This is a genomic window from Microcoleus sp. MON2_D5 (assembly GCF_036701905.1).
Lineage (GTDB): Bacteria > Cyanobacteriota > Cyanobacteriia > Cyanobacteriales > Microcoleaceae > Microcoleus.
In genome coordinates, this window is the sequence record NZ_JAUBRM010000001.1 from 1 (window position 1) to 20478 (window position 20478).

At 45.3% G+C, this 20478-nt stretch carries 20 protein-coding genes; 9 read left to right on the top strand and 11 right to left on the bottom strand.

All coding sequences use genetic code 11. The annotated features are described in order from the left end of the window. Positions 1-49 precede the first annotated feature (49 nt). The 3 genes from QUA47_RS00005 to QUA47_RS00015 form a co-directional block, all read right to left on the bottom strand. On the bottom strand, positions 50-451 hold the full coding sequence (locus QUA47_RS00005; RefSeq protein WP_333429223.1) for a HAMP domain-containing protein: 402 nt from the start codon (positions 449-451) through the stop codon (positions 50-52). Positions 452-885: 434 nt separating this feature from the next. Next, the gene (locus QUA47_RS00010; RefSeq protein ID WP_333429224.1) at positions 886-1320 is read right to left on the bottom strand and encodes a peptidoglycan-binding protein; all 435 of its coding nucleotides are present in this window, start codon (positions 1318-1320) and stop codon (positions 886-888) included. 6 nt (positions 1321-1326) lie between these two features. Further along, positions 1327-1554: a hypothetical protein gene (locus QUA47_RS00015; protein ID WP_333405391.1), complete on the bottom strand. Its 228-nt coding sequence runs from the start codon at positions 1552-1554 to the stop codon at positions 1327-1329. Between the two features lie 1072 nt (positions 1555-2626). On the opposite strand from QUA47_RS00015, the gene QUA47_RS00020 reads away from it, so the two are divergent. The 5 genes from QUA47_RS00020 (at position 2627) to QUA47_RS00040 (ending at position 8681) form a co-directional block, all read left to right on the top strand. After that, positions 2627-3766 (top strand): glycosyltransferase family 4 protein, encoded by a 1140-nt coding sequence (locus QUA47_RS00020; RefSeq protein ID WP_333429225.1) that lies wholly within the window; start codon positions 2627-2629, stop codon positions 3764-3766. Between the two features lie 444 nt (positions 3767-4210). Next, positions 4211-5335, top strand: coding sequence for a glycosyltransferase family 4 protein (locus QUA47_RS00025; RefSeq protein WP_333429226.1), 1125 nt, complete (start codon positions 4211-4213; stop codon positions 5333-5335). Positions 5336-5440: 105 nt separating this feature from the next. Continuing rightward, positions 5441-6811: an O-antigen ligase domain-containing protein gene (locus QUA47_RS00030; protein WP_333429227.1), complete on the top strand. Its 1371-nt coding sequence runs from the start codon at positions 5441-5443 to the stop codon at positions 6809-6811. A gap of 491 nt (positions 6812-7302) precedes the next feature. Continuing rightward, the gene (locus tag QUA47_RS00035) at positions 7303-8043 is read left to right on the top strand and encodes a WecB/TagA/CpsF family glycosyltransferase (protein WP_333429228.1); all 741 of its coding nucleotides are present in this window, start codon (positions 7303-7305) and stop codon (positions 8041-8043) included. Between the two features lie 194 nt (positions 8044-8237). Continuing rightward, on the top strand, positions 8238-8681 hold the full coding sequence (locus tag QUA47_RS00040) for a DUF4079 domain-containing protein (protein ID WP_190655512.1): 444 nt from the start codon (positions 8238-8240) through the stop codon (positions 8679-8681). Between the two features lie 89 nt (positions 8682-8770). Here the strand turns inward: QUA47_RS00040 and QUA47_RS00045 are convergent, their stop codons facing one another. Together QUA47_RS00045 and ubiG are read right to left on the bottom strand one after the other, a co-directional pair. Then, positions 8771-9679: an alpha/beta hydrolase gene (locus tag QUA47_RS00045; RefSeq protein ID WP_333429229.1), complete on the bottom strand. Its 909-nt coding sequence runs from the start codon at positions 9677-9679 to the stop codon at positions 8771-8773. 377 nt (positions 9680-10056) lie between these two features. Beyond that, positions 10057-10902 (bottom strand): bifunctional 2-polyprenyl-6-hydroxyphenol methylase/3-demethylubiquinol 3-O-methyltransferase UbiG, encoded by an 846-nt coding sequence (ubiG, locus tag QUA47_RS00050; protein ID WP_333429230.1) that lies wholly within the window; start codon positions 10900-10902, stop codon positions 10057-10059. A 230-nt stretch (positions 10903-11132) separates the two neighbouring features. Here ubiG and QUA47_RS00055 point away from each other — a divergent pair, with 230 nt between their 5' ends. After that, a complete protein-coding gene (locus QUA47_RS00055) occupies positions 11133-11864 on the top strand; it encodes a TIGR04283 family arsenosugar biosynthesis glycosyltransferase (protein ID WP_333429231.1) in 732 nt (243 codons plus the stop codon). Positions 11865-11878: 14 nt separating this feature from the next. Here QUA47_RS00055 and QUA47_RS00060 read toward each other — a convergent pair whose 3' ends face one another. The 6 genes from QUA47_RS00060 to QUA47_RS00090 form a co-directional block, all read right to left on the bottom strand. Next, positions 11879-12931: an acyltransferase gene (locus QUA47_RS00060; protein WP_333429233.1), complete on the bottom strand. Its 1053-nt coding sequence runs from the start codon at positions 12929-12931 to the stop codon at positions 11879-11881. A gap of 358 nt (positions 12932-13289) precedes the next feature. After that, positions 13290-13976 carry a DivIVA domain-containing protein gene (locus QUA47_RS00065; RefSeq protein WP_333284230.1) on the bottom strand — a complete coding sequence of 229 codons (687 nt, stop codon included), beginning with the start codon at positions 13974-13976 and terminating at the stop codon, positions 13290-13292. Continuing rightward, positions 13859-14437, bottom strand: a complete 579-nt coding sequence (coaD, locus tag QUA47_RS00070) for a pantetheine-phosphate adenylyltransferase (RefSeq protein ID WP_071587822.1) — start codon at positions 14435-14437, stop codon at positions 13859-13861. Before coaD ends, QUA47_RS00065 begins: the two co-directional genes overlap by 118 nt. A 153-nt stretch (positions 14438-14590) precedes the next feature. Continuing rightward, the gene (locus tag QUA47_RS00075; protein WP_333429234.1) at positions 14591-15424 is read right to left on the bottom strand and encodes a M15 family metallopeptidase; all 834 of its coding nucleotides are present in this window, start codon (positions 15422-15424) and stop codon (positions 14591-14593) included. A 444-nt stretch (positions 15425-15868) separates the two neighbouring features. After that, positions 15869-16231, bottom strand: coding sequence for a transcriptional regulator (locus QUA47_RS00085; protein WP_333284234.1), 363 nt, complete (start codon positions 16229-16231; stop codon positions 15869-15871). After that, positions 16215-16562 (bottom strand): type II toxin-antitoxin system RelE/ParE family toxin, encoded by a 348-nt coding sequence (locus QUA47_RS00090; RefSeq protein WP_333405413.1) that lies wholly within the window; start codon positions 16560-16562, stop codon positions 16215-16217. Before QUA47_RS00090 ends, QUA47_RS00085 begins: the two co-directional genes overlap by 17 nt. A 273-nt stretch (positions 16563-16835) precedes the next feature. Between QUA47_RS00090 and typA the strand changes: the two genes are divergently transcribed. From typA to QUA47_RS00105, 3 genes are all read left to right on the top strand, one after another. Beyond that, positions 16836-18626 (top strand): translational GTPase TypA, encoded by a 1791-nt coding sequence (gene typA, locus QUA47_RS00095; protein WP_333405415.1) that lies wholly within the window; start codon positions 16836-16838, stop codon positions 18624-18626. Between the two features lie 507 nt (positions 18627-19133). Next, positions 19134-20006, top strand: coding sequence for a ParA family protein (locus QUA47_RS00100; RefSeq protein WP_190662708.1), 873 nt, complete (start codon positions 19134-19136; stop codon positions 20004-20006). Continuing rightward, positions 20003-20449 carry a hypothetical protein gene (locus QUA47_RS00105; protein WP_333429235.1) on the top strand — a complete coding sequence of 149 codons (447 nt, stop codon included), beginning with the start codon at positions 20003-20005 and terminating at the stop codon, positions 20447-20449. The genes QUA47_RS00100 and QUA47_RS00105 overlap by 4 nt, the downstream gene beginning before the upstream one ends. Positions 20450-20478: the final 29 nt, after the last annotated feature.

The following is a 20478-nucleotide window of genomic DNA, read 5'->3' on the forward strand; positions in this document are numbered from 1 at the left end:
GAATTCTTTGAGATGCACCTTACTTGCTCTCCATTTTTGGACACCATACCTAATTTACCACTATTTGAGCCTTAACTGAACCGTATTGGCTCATATTGGCCAGAAATAAGCTTTTTGCATTGCTAGCTTTTTCCGCTTCGTTGCGAACTTTTTCTGCTTCCTGATTTTTGGCTTCCCAGCTAGGAAATAACTTTTGCAATGGCAAAGCCATTCGATTGAAAGCTTTGGCTAACGTTCCCAATTCATCTGGGCGATAGATATTTACTCTCTGATTCCAGTCGCCGCCCCAAAGCAGTGCAGCGGCAACTGTCAAGTCCGCGATCGGCCGAACCAAACGGCTGGTTAATATCCACCTGAAACCGCCGGCTCCCAAGACGACAAGGGCGGTAATAATAATTGCAAACTGCCAAAACAACTGTTCTTTTTCTAAAGCCTCGGCTTCTTCATGCAAGATAATTACGCCCCAGCGACTGTCTAATTAATTCAGACATGGAAGCCATTTCACTACCCGTTCATCGCCGAATAAAAAGGCACCGCTTTTGCCTGCTAATAGAGTTTTGACTGCGGATAGTTGCTGAGGTTTATTAGTTGCTTTCCAGCAAATAAGTTGGGAGCGGGATGACGGATTAATTGACATTTTTTCTCCCCAAAAAGCGAAGCTAATTTTCCAGATGCGGACTGTTCCGACCGAGGGACGGCGCTTAATAATATACCTATAATAGCTACTCCTTGAATTTTTCCCACTTGGTCGGCAGATTTATCAGTTGAATTTAATTGATGTGTGTGAGAAAATTGTTGTTTAAAATTAGTTGCTAGTTCGAGAAGGTGCTTGGTTGTAAAATCGACGCTGCCACCAACCGGCAAGCCTAAATATTTTTTGGAAAATTAATCAACGGCGTCGGCGGTGGGGTTTCCGTAAGTTCCCGTAATTTCGTTTTTGTAATACCCGAGTTGTTTGAGGTGCGGCTGCAATTGGCTGACTGAATTTCCTCGATCGCCCAAACTTAAAATAGTAAATTCCCGAATGGGTGTTGAGAAAATAACTGCGGGTTTTCCAGTTAAGGGATATGTCAAAGCTTCGCGGGTAATTTCAGTGCCAGCAACTCTACTTTTAAACCAATACCGATCGCTGCGGTTGATGCGATCGGGTGGCGTGCCGCTGCCGCGGGCGACAACGTACCTTTCTAAATTGTCAGCTTCGGCAAGGTATATGTGGCTGTAGCTGCGGTTGATGCCAACTAGCAGCCACAAGTGTTTGCTGGCATTCCTGCTGATTGTACGGGGTTCTTGACTGATGCTGTGCAATAATCGAACGTTCATATCTTCCTACCGGAAGATGCTTTCCGTTAAGCCATCTGAATTTAATTCTAGGTTTTGTTTTGCTTGCGATCGCATAATTTTAGCTGCATGAAAACTGGCCAACATATCGCTGCAAGCATCGGCGGCACAACCCCCAAGAGCACACCGATTGTCATCGGCAATTGCAAACTTAGGAAAAATAATGCTTTCATAACATGAAATTTTTTGTACGCGAAATCGTTTGATACATACCACGAAGTTGCTGCTACTGCTTAGGAGTCAAGGTTTGCACGATATAAACCGCTCAACCTTGAGTATTCCTTTGATCTTTATAGGGTATAGGGTCATTTGATAATTTGCTGCTGAACTTTTGTTACGGTAATTACTTAGACAGGAATAGGAGCGGAACGCTACATATACTCTGCCCCCCAGTGGCAGTATCTTTTGGGAACTTTTTCATGAGATCGCCTTTTATTAACAAATTTAAAACTCACGCAGCTAATTAAATTTATATCGGTGAAACTCTATCTTCTGTAGGACGATTGAGAAACCTATTTTTTCAAATAGTGGACGCAGCAACCAGTTTTTTTTAGGAACATACGACAACTGATCCCAAGGGATATCGCTTGAAAAATTGGCTTTCTCTCCTCCTTCGCACGTCCACGACAGTGATTCGCGCGATCCCGCCCCAGGAGGTATCTGAGAAAACCACCATCTCATAATCTTGATAAAATAGGATATTGTGTCTTGCCATACCGACAGGACAGTTATCAAAAAATCCAAGCCACCGATCGATGTTTAGCTCTGTTAGAGGGATGGGCAATCAACATTTTTAAGGTAATAATTACCTTCTTTAATGCAGTATTTTTTTTACAAAAGGCTATGTCAACCCACTGAAAAATGTTGCAACTGCTACCTTTATCTCCCACATTAAAACTTGGATGATCTTCGGTTTACCGTATATGCCTATCTCTGGGTTAGTAAATGATGTTATGTTGAACCGAGGGTGTTGTCTAGCTTGGTGTTTGTAGCGAAAAAGAGGTTTTATTTTATGAGGTATCTATCTTCAGGATGAAATTTCGATTACCTGCAAATTATCCCTATGGGAACTGTTTGGCGCTCACATCAATCGTTACTATCAATGCAACGACAGTGAAGTTTTGACAGATAGATACTGGGGTGTTGCGAACAGTCGGTCGGTTGGATTCTATGTAAACACCAGGAAAGCGGTAATTAATATTCACCCGCCCCTCTTTCCTTTTGCGCTCTAACATCAGCGCTGGTAACAGTGCCGAATGAGAGTCAAAGTCTTCAGCGGGACTTAAAAATGAAAATCACCTTTGTTCTTCCTACTCTGTCTCTGACTGGTGGAATACGAGTAATATCTATTTTCGCAGAACTTTTGAGAAAGCGAGGACACTCCGTGTTCGTCATCTCTTTACCCCATCCCCAGCCGAGTATGCGCCAGCAAGTCAAGTCGCTGCTGCGGGGAAGGGGTTGGATTTCCCCACCTGAAAACGAACCCTCATTTTTCGATAACTTAGGTGTAGAACACAAAATTATCGATCGCTACCGCCCCGTAGAAGACAAAGATGTACCTGACGCTGACGTAGTAGTTGCCACCTGGTGGGAAACGGCCGAGTGGGTAGCCAAACTCTCTCCTAGCAAAGGAGCAAAAGCTTATTTTATCCAGCACCACGAAATTTTTGACTATCTACCTCAAGGAAGAGTAGAAGCAACCTGGATGCTGCCCATGCACAAAATTACGATCTCTGAGTGGTTAGTTGAGCTAGCTCGGACTAAATATGGCGATCGCCAAGTTTCCTTAGCTCCTCCTACCGTGGACACCAAGCAATTTTACGCCTGTCCTCGCAACAAACAATCGGTTCCTACAGTTGGTCTAATGTACTCTACAGTCTACTGGAAAGGAACTGACATCGCCCTCAAAGCTTTTTCCCTAGCCGCCGAAAAGATCCCCAACCTGCGTCTGGTTGCCTTCGGTACAGAGGCCCCATCCTCGGAATTGCCACTACCGGCAAATGCCGAGTATGTAATTCAACCCGCCCAAGACAAAATCAAAGACTATTACAGCAAATGCGATGCTTGGCTGCTGGCGAGCCGCTCAGAAGGCTTCGGCTTGCCTATTATCGAAGCGATGGCGTGCCGCACTCCCGTCATCAGTACCCCAGCAGGCGCTGCTCCTGAAATTTTGAGCGGGGGTACTGGCATACTTGTAAGACCTGAAGATCCCCAAGAAATGGCAAAAGCCATAGAGTTTATCTGTCAGTTGCGAAATTCCAAGTGGCAAGCCATGTCTGAAGCCGCCTATGCCAAGGTGAACAATTATACGTGGGAAGATGCCACGGATCATTTTGAAGCGGCATTGAAAGTTGCTATAGACAAATCTAAACAGCGCGACGTTAAGATAGTTTCGTTTTCTCCCTATGGAAAAATTCCGGTTTGCTAACTGCTGCAATTTGAAATTCGGCGCTACGGGCGTTTTCGGCGCCGGATTTCTGGGCAGAAACTCAATATCATATCATTTGGTGGGGTGCTTCTGCCCCAACTAAAATCGCATCTGTCCTGTTTTTTACCCAGCAGTCTCGACACGAATTCTGATCCCACCGACGAGCGAATGCTGGTTGTAAAGCGATCGGCAAAAATCTGAACCAGAATGCAAGGGAGGTTTTAAGGCTGGCTCCGTTACAGGTTAAACTTGTCTAGTCCTCAAACATATCCCGATTGGTAATTGGGAAAAGTCCCGGACGACCAGGTAAGATCGGCTCGACTATCGAGTTACGATCGCCTCCAGCACAGATCCGCACCCCACAGAAAAGCCAATCAGAGGCTGGTAAGTGCCAACTTGCTTTAAGGAGGAGTTTTAACCAGTATCAATCTTCAGCATCTATTTATGAAAATTACTTTTGTCCTGCCTACCCTTGGTCTTACAGGTGGCATGAGGGTGTTATCTATATACACAGAACTTCTCCAAAAACGAGGGCACAAAATATTTATCGTCTCTCTGCCCCTGCCACAACCGACTTTAATCCAACAATTGCGATCGCTGCTAACGGGTAGGGGTTGGCTGTCGGCTGCCCAAACACAAAAGTCTCACTTTGACAAGGTAGATGTCGAAAGCCGAGTTATCGAAACCAACCGTCCAATTACCGATCTTGACGTACCTGATGCCGATATTGTCATGGCTACTTGGTGGGAAACTGCTGAGTGGGTGGCAAAACTCTCTCGCAGCAAAGGAGCGAAAGTATATTTTCTCCAACACTACGAGGCTTTTGACTACGTACCAAAAGGTCGGGTAGAGGCAACTTGGCGGCTGCCGATGCACAAAATCGCTGTGGCCCAGTGGCTGGCAGACATAGCTCGGAATGAATACGGCGATTTGTCTGTATCTCTCGTCCCTCCTACGGTGGACACCAAACAGTTTTACGACCCCCAGTCGCAAGCTAAGCAGCCGCGAGGCAAGCAATTAGTTCCTACAGTGGGGATGTACTATACTACAACTCCTTGGAAAGGCTGCGATATTGCCCTGAAAGCTTTCTCTATAGCTGCTAAAAAAATTCCTAACCTTCGTTTAGTTGCATTTGGTTGCGGCCACGATGGTCCTCTTGCCGATTTGCTCCCTGAGGGTACTGAGTATAATAAGGAACCTACTCAAGACCAACTAAAAGAATTTTACAGCAAATGCGATGCTTGGCTGTTTTCCAGCAGATCCGAAGGCTTCGGCTTGCCAATTTTAGAAGCTATGGCTTGTGGCACTCCAGTCATCGGCACTCCTGCGGGTGCGGCTCCGGAACTACTTGCTGGCGGGGGTGGCATACTTGTCAAGCCAGAAGACCCAGAGGATATGGCAAAAGCGATCGAGCAGATTTGTCAGTTGTCTGATGCCGAATGGCGCGCAATGTCCGAGACTGCATTGGAGACGGTGAGAAATTATACTTGGGAGGATGCAACTAATCTCTTGGAGGCGGCATTCTACACTGCTTTGGAACGTCAGGCACAATTAACGAACAAGACGTAAAAGTGAGGCTAATTTAAAAGATTGGGGTTGGGCACTCGTTTAATCGAGAATTTTTATCTGGCAATTTGAGTTGTCTTTCTATAGTTTTACTGCCAAAAAAGACCTATGGTTGCATTCATCCCACTTGCTATGTTCGGCTTTATTCCAGTCGTTTTTTACCTGTTTGTGAGGTTTCCGCCTCTACGGGCGGTAATTATAAGTTTTGTTGCAGCGTGGCTGTTTTTGCCACAAGCTTCTTATCCCATCCCCTCATTGCCACCGTATACCAAAATCTCCGCAGCTTGCTACAGCATTTTGCTGGGGACTCTTATCTACGATACTGCGCGCCTCACCTCTTTTAAGCCCGGTTGGCTGGACGTGCCAATTGTAATTTACTGTTTGTGTCCAATTTTTTCACAAGTTAGTAATGGTGGCAGCCCGATTTCTCCGACTATCAACCAAATCGTTAGTTGGGGTCTGCCTTATTTTTTAGGACGCTTGTATGTGGGTAATTTAGAGGGGCTGCGACAATTGGCGATCGGGATTTTTGCAGGTGGGTTAGCCTACATTCCTTTTACTTTAGTTGAAGGGGTTAAGGGCCCAATTCTGCACCAAATGGTTTACGGCGTCAATGGCTTTGAGGACTGGGGTCAAGCAAGGCGTTTGGGGGGGTGGAGACCAGTAGTATTTATGCAGCACGGTTTGATGGTGGGCCTGTGGATGATGACAGCCGCCTTAATTGCTGTTTGGCTCTGGCAAACAGGGACGCTCAAAAAGTTTATGGGCCGTAACATCAAAACTTTAGCAATTATATTAACTATCGCTTTTTTCTTGTGCCGTTCTACTGGCGCCTACAGTTTATTTGGAATGGCGTTGCTCGTATTATTCTCTGCCAAGTTGTTTCGCACGTCTTTGCCCCTGCTCTTGATAATTGGATATATAGTATTTTATCTGTACATAGCTGCATCGGGCCAATTTTCGAGCAAAGACGTGATTGGATTCATCACTCAAGTATTTGGCGAAGAACGAGCCGCCTCTTTGAAGTTTAGATTTGACAATGAAGAGATATTGGGGGAAAAAGCGCGGCAAAGATTTCTTTTTGGCTGGGGGGATTCCGGCGGGAACCGCGTGTATGACGGGTATGGTAAAGATATCTCGGTCACCGACAGCTTATGGATTATTGCCTTTGGCGTCAACGGTGCAGTCGGTTTAGTTAGTTTATTTTCTTCCATGTTACTTCCTGTTATCGTCTTTTCCGTATTCAAATATCCCGCCAGAACCTGGTCTAATCCCAAGGTAGCACCTGCTGCCACCCTGGGGATAGCCTTAACTATGTACGTGTTTGACTGTGTTTTGAATGCTATGACTAACCCGATTTTTGCGCTGATTGCTGGAGGAATATCAGGTCTGGTCTTAAAAGCTCCAGAAAGTCTTAAGGCCAAGAAAACCAGTTCGCCACCAAGAAGACAGTCGCTGGTTCACCAAAAATCAGGATGATTTTCGGCAATGCGATCGCTGCTTCACTTCAAGCTTGACACTATCTTGCCTTCCCTGGAGACAAAAACTACAAAATCTACCATTTTGGCATAAAATCAAGTTCGGAATTGGCGAGATATTTTTCACTAGGTTAAAATTTTAATCTCATAAACTCTTTTTTACATTCCTTTGCAATGCTTCAAGTATTAGCACTGGATGGCTTTTTTCTTGAAACTGTGTTGCGAGTTGTAAACAAAAATGGGCTTTATACACTTTTTCTAAAACTAGCTGATTCTTTACATAATCTTTAAAAATCCTGACTAGACAGGTAGGGTCTAGGAGGATATACTGAGAAAAGTAGGTTCACTGAAGCGTCCAAGTAGTGAAAACACGAAAGTGTATTGTAGGTTATAATAGTTTGAGTTGTAGTTTAATATAAAGCGGGAAGGGCATCATAAATGAAAACAGTGAATTTATTGAATGTCTCGGTAGATAACTTGTCAATCACAGAGTTGTTTGAAAAACTCGACTGCGAAGGTGGTGTCGTATTTACGCCCAATGTAGACCACTTGATTAAGTTGCAGTATGACCGCGACTTCTATGAAGCTTACAATAGATCTACCTATAGAGTCTGCGACAGTCAAATATTGATGTATGCCTCCAAGTTTTTGGGTACTCCTCTCAAAGAAAAAATTTCGGGTTCGGATTTGTTTCCGGCATTTTATATGTATCACAAAGATAACGAGAAGATTAAAATATTTTTGCTAGGAGCTGCTGAAGGTATAGCTAAGAAAGCCCAGGAAAAAATTAACCAAAAAATTGGGAGAGAAATAGTAGTTGAAGCACTTTCTCCTTCTTTTGGCTTTGAAAAAAATGAAGAAGAATGTGAAAAAATAATTGACCAGATAAATAAATCAGGAGCTACAGTTCTCGCCATAGGAGTGGGATCGCCCAAGCAAGAGAAGTGGTTGGTTAAATACAAGAGCAAATTAACACACGTCAAAATATTCTTAGGCGTAGGTGCAACCATTGATTTTGAAGCTGGTTCCAAAGCAAGAGCTCCCAAATGGATGAGCGAAGTCGGCATAGAATGGGCGTACCGACTGTTAAGTGAACCGAGAAGGTTGTGGAAAAGATATTTGATTGAAGGTTTGCCTTTTTTCCGATTAATCTTAGAACAAAAATTAGGGTTTTATAAAATGCCTTTCCGGGAGAGCAAAACCACCAATCTAAAATGGGAAGGTGGCTCTTAAAAAGGGCAGCGACAAATCTCTAGCGTAAATTAAGCTGAATATCAGAGAAAGTGCGTTTGACTTCCAGGTAAGACTGATGCCATCTGTGGATAGTCCGATCGCACTTTCTCTCAAAATAATTCATTTTTGCTTTCAAGTCCAGGTAAAATCGGAAAGAAACCTTTTGTGGAAAATCCTAATTAGGGATGCAACCGATGAATCTGCCTTCTTTCTTGTGGTTGTGGAAAATAGCGGCTTGGTCAATGGGTGTTTCCCTGTTGGCTTACCTGTTGCTGGCCGTTACTGGAACGTGGATGTTTGCCACTAGGAGTACCAAACAACCGCGCCCAAAGTGGCTGCGTCCCTTTCATTTAGCCACTGGTGTGGGGATGGCGACTTTGGTAATTTTACTGCTGGGAATTGGTGTAGTCGGTACGCTAGGAGAGTACGGCAATTTGGGTCACTCGGCTCATTTACCGGCCGGGTTAGCTGTTGTGGCTTTGGTGTTGGTTTCTGTGGGAAGCGGGCTACAAATTGGCCCTAAACATCCTTGGGCGCGCCCCCTCCATATCGGCACTAATTTGGCCTTGTGTGGGGGATTTGTGACTGTGTTGCTCACAGGATGGACGATAGTACAAAAGTATTTGCCGAAAGTTTGAAACCTGTCTATTTGACCTCAAACTATACCAAATGTGCCAGGGAAACCATATATGTAAGTATGTAAGGTGCGCCACAGCGCACCCTAGGTTTAATTTTTTTGCGTGAGTCCGCTTTTTGTGATGAATTCTAAAATATGCTGCGCGGTAGTCTGTGGCTTTTCTAAGTGGGGAACGTGCCCGCAGTCGGGTATCCAAATTAGTTGAGAATTTGCGATCGCCCTTGCAAACTTTTCCGCATCCGCCGTCCCCAAAATCCGGTCTTGTTTTCCCCACAAAATCAGCGTCTGCTGCTGAAGTTGCGATAATTTTTCCCCAAAACCTCCATAACCGCCGCTTTTGGTAAACGCAATTAAAGCTTGATTCCAGTTGGGCATTTCCAAGTGCAAAGCAGCACACGTTTGAGCGTCTTGAGAAGCCAAATTTTTATCGAAATAAGCATTGACGCTAATTCGCTGGCGAATTTTGGGATTGCGTAAAAATGAAGTTGCTAGATATCCTAAAGGAGGAATTAAAAACTTTCCCTTATTAGAACTGATGGCAAAACCTGCGCTATCTATTAACACTAATTGTTTCACAGCTTCGGGATAATTGAGAGTGAAATCAATTGCTGCTGCACCTCCCATTGAAGCACCGACTAAGATTACAGGCTGCGAAATTAGCGTTTTCCAAAAATAGTAAAGATGACTTTCAATTGCCCTCGCGCTGAAGGCCAAACCTGCCGATCTTTCTGTAAATCCGAAACCTAACAAATCAACCGCCCAAGTTTCATTTTCGGCAGCCAGCAGCGGCAACAGGCGGCGGAATTCAAACAAGGAACTGTCGAAGCCGTGAATTAGCAAAATTGGTGTTTTGCCGCTGCCTTGGCGCACGTAGGTTGTGGCAATTGGTTGAGAAGATAGGGGAGTTGTAATGGCTTCTCGTTGAATGCTTTGGGCTAAGGCAATTGAGGTAGATTCTGTGAGTTGTGCGATCGACTTTGGGAGAAAACTTGCTGGCATAATTCTTGATAAATTGTGAATCGGTAGGGGCGGTGCCACTGTGTTCGCCCTAACATTTAAGTATATATGCTTGCTCGATCGCTATTTGAGGAGTTGGGGCGAGTCATTAAAATTCGATCGATACTCAGTATGCCTCAGCCCAGGCTTAGGTTTGTAGTGCGATCGCCAATATAGCAATTCTCAATTTCCCGCAATACAGTAAGGATACGGCGTCGTGCCGTGTCCCCACGGAATATCTGTATGCACTCCACAGGATAAGGTGTACCGCGGCCTGCGTACCCTAAAAAATGCAATAGAGGCGGGTTTTAGCCGGATTTGTCGAGCGCAAAAATCCGTCTCCAACTCGCCCCAAATGACAACAGTTAACAATTAACTGACTAATTCTTCGCCCCAACGCCAACATACATAATCGACTGATCCTCATTAATTTTGATTTTAAACAACCCAGACCTTTTGTAATCCATATAGTTAGCTACATTAGATGTTAGAGTTTGAGATACTTGTTTTAAAATACCCGCCGAAGGAAACACCTGCTTTCCGCGTGTAAAATCTTCCCAAAAACCGTGCATCTCGGCTAACATAGCGCCCATTTCTCCAAACATATCAAAACCTTTAATTTCAATCTTGCCAAAACCAATATCCTGCATTACCACAGACAGTTCATCCGGGGTAATAAACTTTTCCCAATCGTGAACGCCCCGCCTAATCTCCTGCAAAATATTTTCCATCAGTCCAATCATCACAATTTGCGAGGAAAAAGTTCGGTTAATTGTATCAAAAAAGAACAGTCCCCCAGGCTTTAGAATCCTGTGCACCTCAGACACAACTTTTTTGTAATCGGCCACGTGTTCCAAAACATCCACGCAGATTACAACATCAAAGGTATTGTCGTCGTAGGGCATATTTTCCGCAAAACCTTGCCTGTAGTCAATCTCAAAACCGCTGGTAACTGCGTGATTTTGAGCTGCTGCAATACATTTCTCCGATCGATCTATTCCAGAAACAATAGCGCCTCTCTCGGCCATAAACTCGCAAGAAAAGCCGCCGCCACACCCGACATCTAAGGTTTTCAGCCCTTGCCAATTAGTCGCGTGTCTGTCGAAAAACTCAAATCTGGGTTTGTTTAGATGGTATAAGGCATAAATTTTAGCATTTTCGTCCCACCAATTATCGGCATTTTCCTCATAAAATTCTAAATCATTTTTTACTTCAGTTTTCTGCACGATTTTCTCAGTCCTGATTAGTGGAAAATATAGAGGGCGATTGCACTTTTTTTCAGATTTTATAGGAATGACTCTAACAAACCCGGTTTCTGTGACAAATCCGAGGTTTCGTGACGAGTTCGCAGGCAGACACCCGGTTTCTGAATTTGCGTGCCTAAGTTCTATTTTCTCGTTAGTTGTGAATCGCCACAGTTTTTTATTATAATATCTCTGGCATAAATTTCAACCCGATGGCTCGCGTTTCTATTATCATCCCAGCCCTCAACGAAGCGATTTGTCTGGAACGCACCCTCCGCCAACTCAGCATTCTCAATCCTCCAGCTTGGGAAGTGTTGGTGGTAGACGGCGGCAGTCAAGACGACACAGCGGCGATCGCACTTTCCGCCGCCACCCGCGTTATTTCTAGCAGTATAGCGGGACGATCCCTGCAAATGAACTTAGGTGCTCAAGTCGCCACCGGTGAAATTCTGTGCTTTCTGCACGCCGATACTTTAGTTCCCGATGACATTGTAGCAGTCATCCAGAAAACATTGTCCGATGCCGAAATTTCCGGCGGCGGGTTTATCTCCCTGATGGCTGGTTCGCAGCAAACAAGATGGGGTTTTTCCCTCCACAATTACCTGAAAACTTATTACGCGCCGCTGTTATTTCGACCTCATTTATTTTTCCAAGGATTGCGCCTGCTGTTTGGCGACCAAGTTATTTTTTGTCGCCGTACCGATTTTTGGGAATGCGCCGGTTTCGATGCTGCCCTGCCAATTATGGAAGAAGCGGATTTGTGTTTGAAGTTAGTGCGACGGGGGAGACTTAAGTTAGTCAATCGGGTAGTGGAAAGTAGCGATCGTAGAGTTGCGAATTGGGGCGAATTTAAAGCTATTGCCATCTATCTTTCGATTGGCTTTTTGTGGGGTTTTGGCGTTTCTCCAAGGTATCTCAAGCAGTTTTATGAAGACATCCGCTGAAACACCAAATTTGATTAAACTCCCAAAATGTACTGCCTGTAATTTTTGGGCAAAAGTTTTTCCAACAGGTAAATAATCGCCCAACAACCTAACAAAGTCCCCGTAACTAAAAAGCCGAGCTTCAGCAGCGGATTTACCGGATCAATAAACTTATAAAACACTAACAAGACATATTTCGCTACTGTCGAATCCAGGAGATATATAGGGAAGGAGTAAGTAGCCAATATTTTGACTAACCCAGATACTCTACTGGGAAGTGCGATACTCTTAGAAAATGCGAGGATGGATAATACGAACAAAATTGCGTATCCTTGAGCAGATAGTTTAAAAAACGATCGGAGAAACCATTCCTCCGAATTAACTCCACTTTTCAGGTAATATTCCCAAATGCTAGCTAGATAAAAAAGGATCGTTGCCCCTAAAATTGGCATTTTTTTCCGTTCGAGAACGGGTTGAAGTCTGTCATACGAGCCGCCCAAAAATAGACCAGTTGAAAAGGGCAAAATCCAACTGAAAATCACGCGCTCCATCAAAGGTAGAGGTATTGATATATATTTGAAAGCGGTTAAGTAGAAGAAAATTGTAAAAATTGTTTGAATTGTTAAGCCCAAAGCCAAAACTTTTCGGGAGTCTAAAAATCTTAGTTTCACGAGAAGCCACCACCAGCCGTAGCATTGAACAATCACAACGATGAAGTAATAGGGAGGCATCACTGAACCAGTCAAGATATCTCTGAGTAATGAAAGTAAATCAAATTTTTGGATTTGTCCCAAATTATTTAAGATGTACAAAGCTACTGACCAAAACAGATAAGGGGGTAGAATTTTTGACAGTCTTTTTTTGACTACCAGTGCGGGATTATTTTGATTTTCCAGTTTGTTGGTGAGAAAAAAACCGCTCAACAGTAAAAATGCAGGTACGCAAAATAGTTGAAATGTATCGATCGCCACAAATAAAATTCTGCGATCGCGAAATGCGAAGAACCCAGCATGAGTAATCACCACGCTGAGGATCGCTAAAGCTCGGATCAAATCAAATTCAGCGAACCGATTAGAAACTTTTTGCATGGTAAAAATTAGATTGTAAAAATTGGAATCAAGTTAGGAATTTTTTGTCTGATACCAAATCCCGATTTGCTACCCCTTTTATCATTCGGCGGTTGAAACCGCTGCATAGAGTCAAACTTTCGTCCGAGCCGCCAAGGGGGACTAAGAGATAAAGGGGGTCTTTAAGCCGGATTTGGTATCAGCAGTACAATAGCATAAAAGGTTATATTTGCTCCTATCTTCACAAAACTTATGTCGGCAAAAATAAGTCACCGAGTGCTGGGATTGAGGAATAAAGACTATAGAGACTATGGCGAAAAAAAATCTACCTAAATTAGGTAGACTTTTAGAAATATTCCAGCAAAGAGTTCACTGTGGGCTAACCGTTGTTGTGATTGATGTGCGACGTAGAAACACTATCCAACTGATCGCGCCCGTTGCGGATCACGCGCAGCATATCGCTCAACTTGTGCTCGATATTATCGAGCACTTGGTCGGCATAATCATCGGCTCCGTTTTGAATTTCCTCGCATTCAGCCATCGCCCTGACTCTCATCTCTTCCAATTCCTCTTGAGCCTGGTAGCGAATTTGTTCCACTTCCGCCAGGGTGGCCTGCTGAATTGCCTCGCAGTCGAGCAAAACTTGCTGGCGCAACTGATCTGCCTCTATCTTCGCCTGCTGGAGCAGGCCCATATCGTTTAAAATTTCTGCTGCTCTCTGTTCTGCTGCTTCTATCACTTCCTGAGCGTAAAGTTCCGCCTCTTGAAGCAAGTCGTCTTTGTGCCGGATGATCGTCTCGGCTTCCTGAAAGGCGATCGGCAAATTTAGCCTCACCAAGTCTAATTGATCGAGCAACTGTTCTTCATCCACCAGAGTGCGTCTGGTCAGGGGAATTCGCGGGCTGTCGAGAACAATTTCCTCAAGCCTGTTCAATTCCCGCTGGATGTCTACTCCTGCGGTTCGGGTGGGATCTCCGAAGGCGGCTGTGTTCTGAGGTGGTTCGTTCTCAGTGCCGAGGCCGGTACTATCGGGTTCGATGCGAGTTGGTTCCTGCTGGCGTAACATTTGTAAATATCTAGGGCGACGTGTTTCGGAACAAGATGATCTACGGAGCCACCAAACTTGGCTATTTCTTTAACTACACTACTACTTAAAAAGCTGTACTCGTTAGAAGTTGCCAAAAAAACTGTTTCAATTTCACCCAGAAGGGTTTTATTGGTGTGGGCCATCTGGAGTTCCATTTCAAAATCTGTTAATACCCGGAGCCCCCGCAGCAGCACTTTGGCTTGTCGAATCTTAGCATAGTTTACTGTCAAACCCTCAAAACTGTCTACTTCTACATTTGGCAAGTGTTGGGTAGAGCGCAGGATCTGCTCGATCCGTTCCTCTACGGTGAAGAGAGGGGTTTTGCTGGGGTTTCTGACTACCGTAACAATTACCCGGTCAAACAGTTTAGATCCCCGCTCGATAATGTCTGCGTGACCGAAGGTGATGGGGTCAAAGCTGCCTGGATAGATTGCAATCACGAGTTTGGCTCAACGGAGTGGGGGGGAGTGGCGGAGTGGAGGAGTGGGGGAATGGGAGAGTGGGTAGAGTGGGGCAGTGGGAGAGTCGGAGAGTGGCAAAGCCGGAGATGTGGAAAATCTTCCTTCTTCCTTCTTCCTTCTTCCCTCTTCCTTCTACTTTTTCATGGAATGAGCTTTGTAGAAAGTTTCGAGGCTTTGCTTGTCGCCCACAAACCGCCAGTGCCAAGGCTCGTAACTGACGCCTTGGCCATTGTTTTTGGGGAAGGACATTTCAAAGCTGAAGGCGACGGCGTTGGCTTCTAACCACTTGAATGCTTCGGTATTTTCAAAACTGGGGCTGAGGTTGTGTTCCGGGGCGCTGCCGTCGCCGATGTCGATCGCATAACCGGTGTGGTGTTCGCTGTAACCTGGTGGGGCGCTGACTTCGGCTCGCTTGCTGGCGTTTTGCCTGCGTTCGGCTTTCACGTCAAAAAATACGTGCTGTTGGTCTTCCAGGGAGCGGAAGCCGGATATGGGAGCGAAGTAGATGCCTGATGCCGCTGCGGCGTTGGCCATTTCCTGATATTTTGCTGCTGCTGAGGAGCGGAGTTTGATGCTACCGTCGGGGGTGACGCCTACCAAGTCTTTTGCTGGTGCTTCTGGGTAGGGCAAGTGTCCCAGCAGGTTGTCTGGGGTTGCGGGGGCGGTGACTTTGGGGTTGGTAGCTGGACTCGCAACCGATGCAGACGGCGAACTGGTCGGTGCTGGGTTTTGTTGAGTTTGCTCTGCCTGACTGGTGGCTGGGAACAAGTTAAAGTTGAGGTGCAGCCAGATGCTGACCCCACAGGCTAATGCGGCCAACCCTAGCAGTTTCCAAATCAGCCCTTTTTTCTTAGACTGACTCTGCCCTGCTTCTGGGTATGGATGGTCTCGCACTGCTTCTGGAATTTCGTCGGCGACAAGCTCCGAGGCTTGCGGGGGTTTTCTTGACAGACTAGCGTTATCCAAGCCAGCTCCACTCCTGCACTTCAATAAGGCTCAACGTTAAAAATTGTAGACCGATATGGGCGATCGAACAGCTACAATTGCCGCTGAGAATATATCATTTCTTTCACACTTCGCCCCGTCCCATCCGCCAACTCTCGAATCTGTTGCTTGGGCCCACAGTCGATCGTCCCTGCGAGGCCGAACTGGTTGGCGCTGGTAGCGCTGGTTTATTTTAAGTGTAATTTGTTACTGTTCCACAAAATCCAACAATTCTTCGATCGACACATCAAACGTCCGCGCCAATTTTAGCAGAGCACCGATGTCAGCCATTGCCATACCGGGCGATCGGGCATAACTTTTAACAGTATTGTAGGATACCCCGGAGGGATCGGCTACTTCATTTAGCGCTCGGGGTTGGAGGGCCGTTAAGGTCTAATTAGTAACTTAAAGCTCGATCGCCCAAAATCAAACATTACCAACTTCCGCCAACTCAGTAGCACTAACAGAATCTTCCTCTTCCCCTTTATCCCCTTCATCAACCGCAACAGATAACTTCAATCCCAGAGCCTTCAGCCAACTTACCAAAGCATAAATTCTCGCACTTCCTTCTCCCGACAACAAAAGATCTAATTTTTCCAAATGCAATTTAGCATCCTCTGCAGACATATTTGGTTCGCCAAGAGCCTCAAATACATTGCTAAGTGCGAGTTCCAGCAAACCAGGTTCAGGCTCTTCGTCTTCCAAATGCGCTGTTAGATAAGCCGCAGCGTGTATTTTATCCTTGAGCGCTCCTATCAGATAGCCCTGGTAACTATCGCTCGTTGGCATTTTCGCGTTCTCCATATTCTTTCCAATACTCATACGCTTTGCGGATATCTTGTTCTTGAGTGCTTTTATCCCCACCGCAGAGAAGAAGAACTATTGTTGACCCCAATTGTCCGAAGTACACGCGATACCCCGGCTCAAAATCAATTTTTAATTCGCAGACTCCTTCCCCAACAGAGTTGCTGTTTCCTAAATTCCCTAAGCGAACTCGGTCAAGCCTTTGCTCAATTTTAACTACCGCATTCAAATCTCGCAGGGAACTAAGCCACTCTGCGAAAGGATTTCTACCGTCTGGGGCAATATAACGTCTAATTTCCCTCGGCTGTACTTCCATAAAGTCGATCGTACTTGCACCCTCATCATTAATACGGGCGATCGACCCAAATCAAACCTTCTTCACCAGGGCTAACTCAAAATCACCGATCGAAAGGAACTCTGCCGTCAGGGGTAGTGTAATGCTCAATTTCTCTCGGTTGCGCTTCCATAATCTTGATTCTAGCGACGATCGCACTCCAATCTGGCAGCCGCGCCCGATCGGCCCTTGACTCAATGCGCTACAATTATTAAGAAATCTTTAGTTAGATCCGTTTAACGTTCCAGACGCATTATGAGTCTTCCCATTCGCAACGTCGCCATCATTGCTCACGTCGATCACGGCAAAACCACCCTTGTGGACGCTCTCCTCAGACAGTCCGGGATCTTCCGCGAAGGGGAAGAAATCCCAGATTGCGTCATGGACTCCAACGACATCGAGCGCGAACGTGGCATTACCATCCTTTCCAAAAACACCGCCGTCAGGTACGGAGAAACCCTGATCAACATCGTCGATACCCCCGGACACGCGGACTTCGGCGGAGAAGTCGAACGAGTTCTCGGCATGGTTGACGGCTGTCTGCTGATCGTAGACGCCAACGAAGGCCCGATGCCGCAAACGCGGTTCGTGCTCAAAAAAGCCCTAGAAAAAGGACTGCGCCCGATCGTCTTTGTGAATAAGATCGATCGCGAGCGAGCCGACCCCCACAAAGCCGTCGATAAAGTTTTGGATCTGTTCCTCGAACTAGGTGCTGACGACGATCAGTGCGAATTTCCCTATCTCTTCGGTTCCGGCTTAAGCGGTTACGCCAAAAAACACCTCGAAGACGAAGGGGTAGATATGAAGCCCCTCTTTGAAGAAATCCTCGACCACGTACCACCCCCTGTAGGCGACCCCAACAAGCCACTACAACTGCAAGTAACCACCTTAGATTACTCAGAATACGTCGGTCGCATCGTCATCGGCCGCATCCACAACGGCACGATTAGGATCGGTCAACAAGCAGTCTTAATCACCGAAAGCGGCGCGATTGTCAAATCAAAAATTACCAAATTGATGGGCTTTGAAGGCCTGAAGCGGATTGATATCCCAGAATCTTCTGCTGGTAATCTTGTCGCCGTTGCTGGTTTTGCTGATGCGTATATTGGCGAGACAATTACCTGTCCGAACGACCCGCAAGCGCTGCCTTTAATCAAGGTGGACGAACCGACTTTGCAGATGACTTTCTCGGTGAACGATTCGCCGTTCTGCGGTCAAGAAGGAAGTTTGGTGACATCTCGGCAAATTCGCGATCGGCTAATGCGAGAACTCCAAACCAACGTCGCCTTGCGCGTCGAAGAAACCGAATCTCCCGACAAATTCCTCGTATCCGGCCGCGGCGAACTCCACCTCGGAATCCTGATCGAAAATATGCGTCGCGAAGGATACGAATTCCAAGTATCTCAACCGCAAGTAATCTTCCGCGAAATCGGCGGTCGTCCCTGCGAACCTTTTGAATGTTTGGTGTTAGACGTACCCGAAGAAGCAGTCGGCGGCTGCATCGAACGCCTCGGTCAGCGGAAAGCAGAAATGCAAGATATGCACGTCAGCAGCACCGGTCGCACCCAAATCGAATTTTCAGTCCCCGCTCGCGGTTTGATTGGATTCCGAGGCGAGTTCATGCGCTTGACTCGCGGTGCTGGAATTATGAACCACAGCTTCCTCGACTATCGCCCCCTCGGTGGAGAAATTGTCGCCCGTCGCAACGGAGTATTGATTTCCTTTGAAGAAGGAATTGCAACTACTTATTCACTGAAAAATGCTGAAGACCGTGGCGTATTTTTCATTACCCCTGGAACCAAGGTTTACAGAGGGATGATTATCGGAGAAAACAACCGAGATGAAGACATGGAGCTGAATATTTGCAAGTCGAAGCAGTTGACAAACCACCGCGCATCTGGCGGTGAAGAATTGGCGCAATTGCAAGCACCAGTCGATATGAGTTTGGAGCGCGCTTTGGAGTACATCGGCCAGGATGAATTGGTGGAAGTAACACCAAAATCAATTCGCTTGCGGAAGGTTTCTAAGAAGTTGGTGAAACGCTAAAACAACTTGTAGGGTGCGCCTCGGCGCACCTTACTGGTGAAACGCTAAAAAATCTTGTAGGGTGCGCCTCGGCGCACCTTACGTTTTATCGGCAGTAAAAATCTGCCAGAACTTAAAAAATTAAATATTATCCAATTGTCCTTTAGTTATTTTACTTAATTTTCCACTTGAAAGCTGATATTTATCGGTAGGTACTTCCCCCAAAGCCTTTAAACACCATGCAAATAAGGTTCTCAAAGAAGCACAAGTATTCAGATTAGATAAAACCTTTTCAACATCAAGTCGATCGAGAATTCAATAGCCCTGTTCTTTTTCCTTAAATCCAGAATATATGTTTTAGTTCACCTTTGGGGTGGCTAATAGTTTTATTTTATTATTTAATTCTTTATCATAGTCTGCCTTTTATGTCAATTGGCATATCGGGCTGCTCAGGGGCGATCGCGCGCTGAACAAAGTCACACAATATGTTTTAATTTATATTTGAGCAAAATCCAAACAAAGCCAGCCATGAGTCCTAAATCAATAGCCGTAATCAACTTCAAAGGCGGTGTCGGAAAGACTACCGTCACTTGGAGTCTGGGAAATATTATATCCCAAGGAACAGACTTAGAAGTCTTGATGTTAGACTTAGATCCGCAAATGTCGCTCACAGAGGCGATCGGACTTAACGAAAATACAGGTCATTTAGATGACAAATTTGGTAAGTGGTACGAAAAATCTCTCAAGCATAGACTTACAATTTACGACGCTCTAGAAGTCTTTAAAAAAGCCGGACAGAATTTTAAATTTCCCGTTGGTTTCGAGACCATTTATCAGATTGACGAACAGTTGCATTTTGTCCCTTCAGTTGAAGAATTGTATTGGTTGGATATTGATGGATTTGAGGGAAAAAGTGTTAAAGACTTCATCCGCAGATTCATCGGCAAAATCGCCAACTCTGCCAATCTCCCCAAATACGATTTGATGCTTTTTGACTGTTCGCCTTCCTTCAGCCTCCTCACCTACAGCGTACTCTCTTGCTGCGACTTAATATTAATTCCCGTCAATCCCGATTATTTTGGTTCTAGGGGATTGAGTTTAGTTTTAAACTCGCTCCAGAAACGGATTGAGCCTTATCCGTTTCCCAAGATAGCAGTCTTTATGAATAAAGCTAAAACCTATGGAGGATTGCTGACAAATGAAGTTCAGTTTTACATGAGAGAAGTAAAGAGACTTTGCGCTGAGATATCAAAAGATAATAACATAGAAGTTAGATTTTTAGAATCGACAATTCGGGAAAGCGTCGGGCTAAAACGGGCAATTAATGAGGGAGAACTGCCGCGAGAATTAGTTAGAGAATTTGAACAACTATGGCGCGAGTGTGAGGAGTATCTGAAATGAGTAAAAAAGAAATTTTGGCTGCTTCCGAACAAGCAAGCGGGGGGTTAGTTGAGGAAATTGGCGAACTTAAGGAAATCTTGCGGGACGTTGCTCGAAAATTAACCAGGCTTGAAGCTCAAGTCAAGCGGGGAGGGCTTTCTGCTGGGTCAAAAAATTCCGATATTTCCAGTGGTGCTGATGTTAATAAACCTGCTAATTTATCGGCTGGAAATGTTCTAGAAACTTATGAAGAACTGCGTTTACAAGCTAAAAATGGAAATGAAGAAGAGGTGAGGAAAAAATTGTTGGCAATGAGTGCAACTGACTTGAACTTGATGTGTTGCGAGTTAGGGATGCCGCCCAGCAGCAAGAATCCGTCCCGCAAAAAAATGTTCGAGCTAATTATTGGTAGAATTAAACAGAGTTTGAGGCTGTCACGACATATTGACAGACAAACACTGTGAACTACAGATAAACCGACAAATAAACCAAC

Excerpts from the sequence above, each read along its gene's own strand:
- QUA47_RS00010 (WP_333429224.1), bottom strand. The coding sequence starts at position 1,320 with ATGAACGTTCGATTATTGCACAGCATCAGTCAAGAACCCCGTACAATC.
- QUA47_RS00020 (WP_333429225.1), top strand. The coding sequence starts at position 2,627 with ATGAAAATCACCTTTGTTCTTCCTACTCTGTCTCTGACTGGTGGAATA.
- QUA47_RS00025 (WP_333429226.1), top strand. The coding sequence starts at position 4,211 with ATGAAAATTACTTTTGTCCTGCCTACCCTTGGTCTTACAGGTGGCATG.
- QUA47_RS00030 (WP_333429227.1), top strand. The coding sequence starts at position 5,441 with ATGGTTGCATTCATCCCACTTGCTATGTTCGGCTTTATTCCAGTCGTT.
- QUA47_RS00040 (WP_190655512.1), top strand. The coding sequence starts at position 8,238 with ATGAATCTGCCTTCTTTCTTGTGGTTGTGGAAAATAGCGGCTTGGTCA.
- QUA47_RS00045 (WP_333429229.1), bottom strand. The coding sequence starts at position 9,679 with ATGCCAGCAAGTTTTCTCCCAAAGTCGATCGCACAACTCACAGAATCT.
- QUA47_RS00055 (WP_333429231.1), top strand. The coding sequence starts at position 11,133 with ATGGCTCGCGTTTCTATTATCATCCCAGCCCTCAACGAAGCGATTTGT.
- QUA47_RS00060 (WP_333429233.1), bottom strand. The coding sequence starts at position 12,931 with ATGCAAAAAGTTTCTAATCGGTTCGCTGAATTTGATTTGATCCGAGCT.
- QUA47_RS00065 (WP_333284230.1), bottom strand. The coding sequence starts at position 13,976 with ATGTTACGCCAGCAGGAACCAACTCGCATCGAACCCGATAGTACCGGC.
- QUA47_RS00085 (WP_333284234.1), bottom strand. The coding sequence starts at position 16,231 with ATGCCAACGAGCGATAGTTACCAGGGCTATCTGATAGGAGCGCTCAAG.
- QUA47_RS00090 (WP_333405413.1), bottom strand. The coding sequence starts at position 16,562 with ATGGAAGTACAGCCGAGGGAAATTAGACGTTATATTGCCCCAGACGGT.
- typA (WP_333405415.1), top strand. The coding sequence starts at position 16,836 with ATGAGTCTTCCCATTCGCAACGTCGCCATCATTGCTCACGTCGATCAC.
- QUA47_RS00100 (WP_190662708.1), top strand. The coding sequence starts at position 19,134 with ATGAGTCCTAAATCAATAGCCGTAATCAACTTCAAAGGCGGTGTCGGA.
- QUA47_RS00105 (WP_333429235.1), top strand. The coding sequence starts at position 20,003 with ATGAGTAAAAAAGAAATTTTGGCTGCTTCCGAACAAGCAAGCGGGGGG.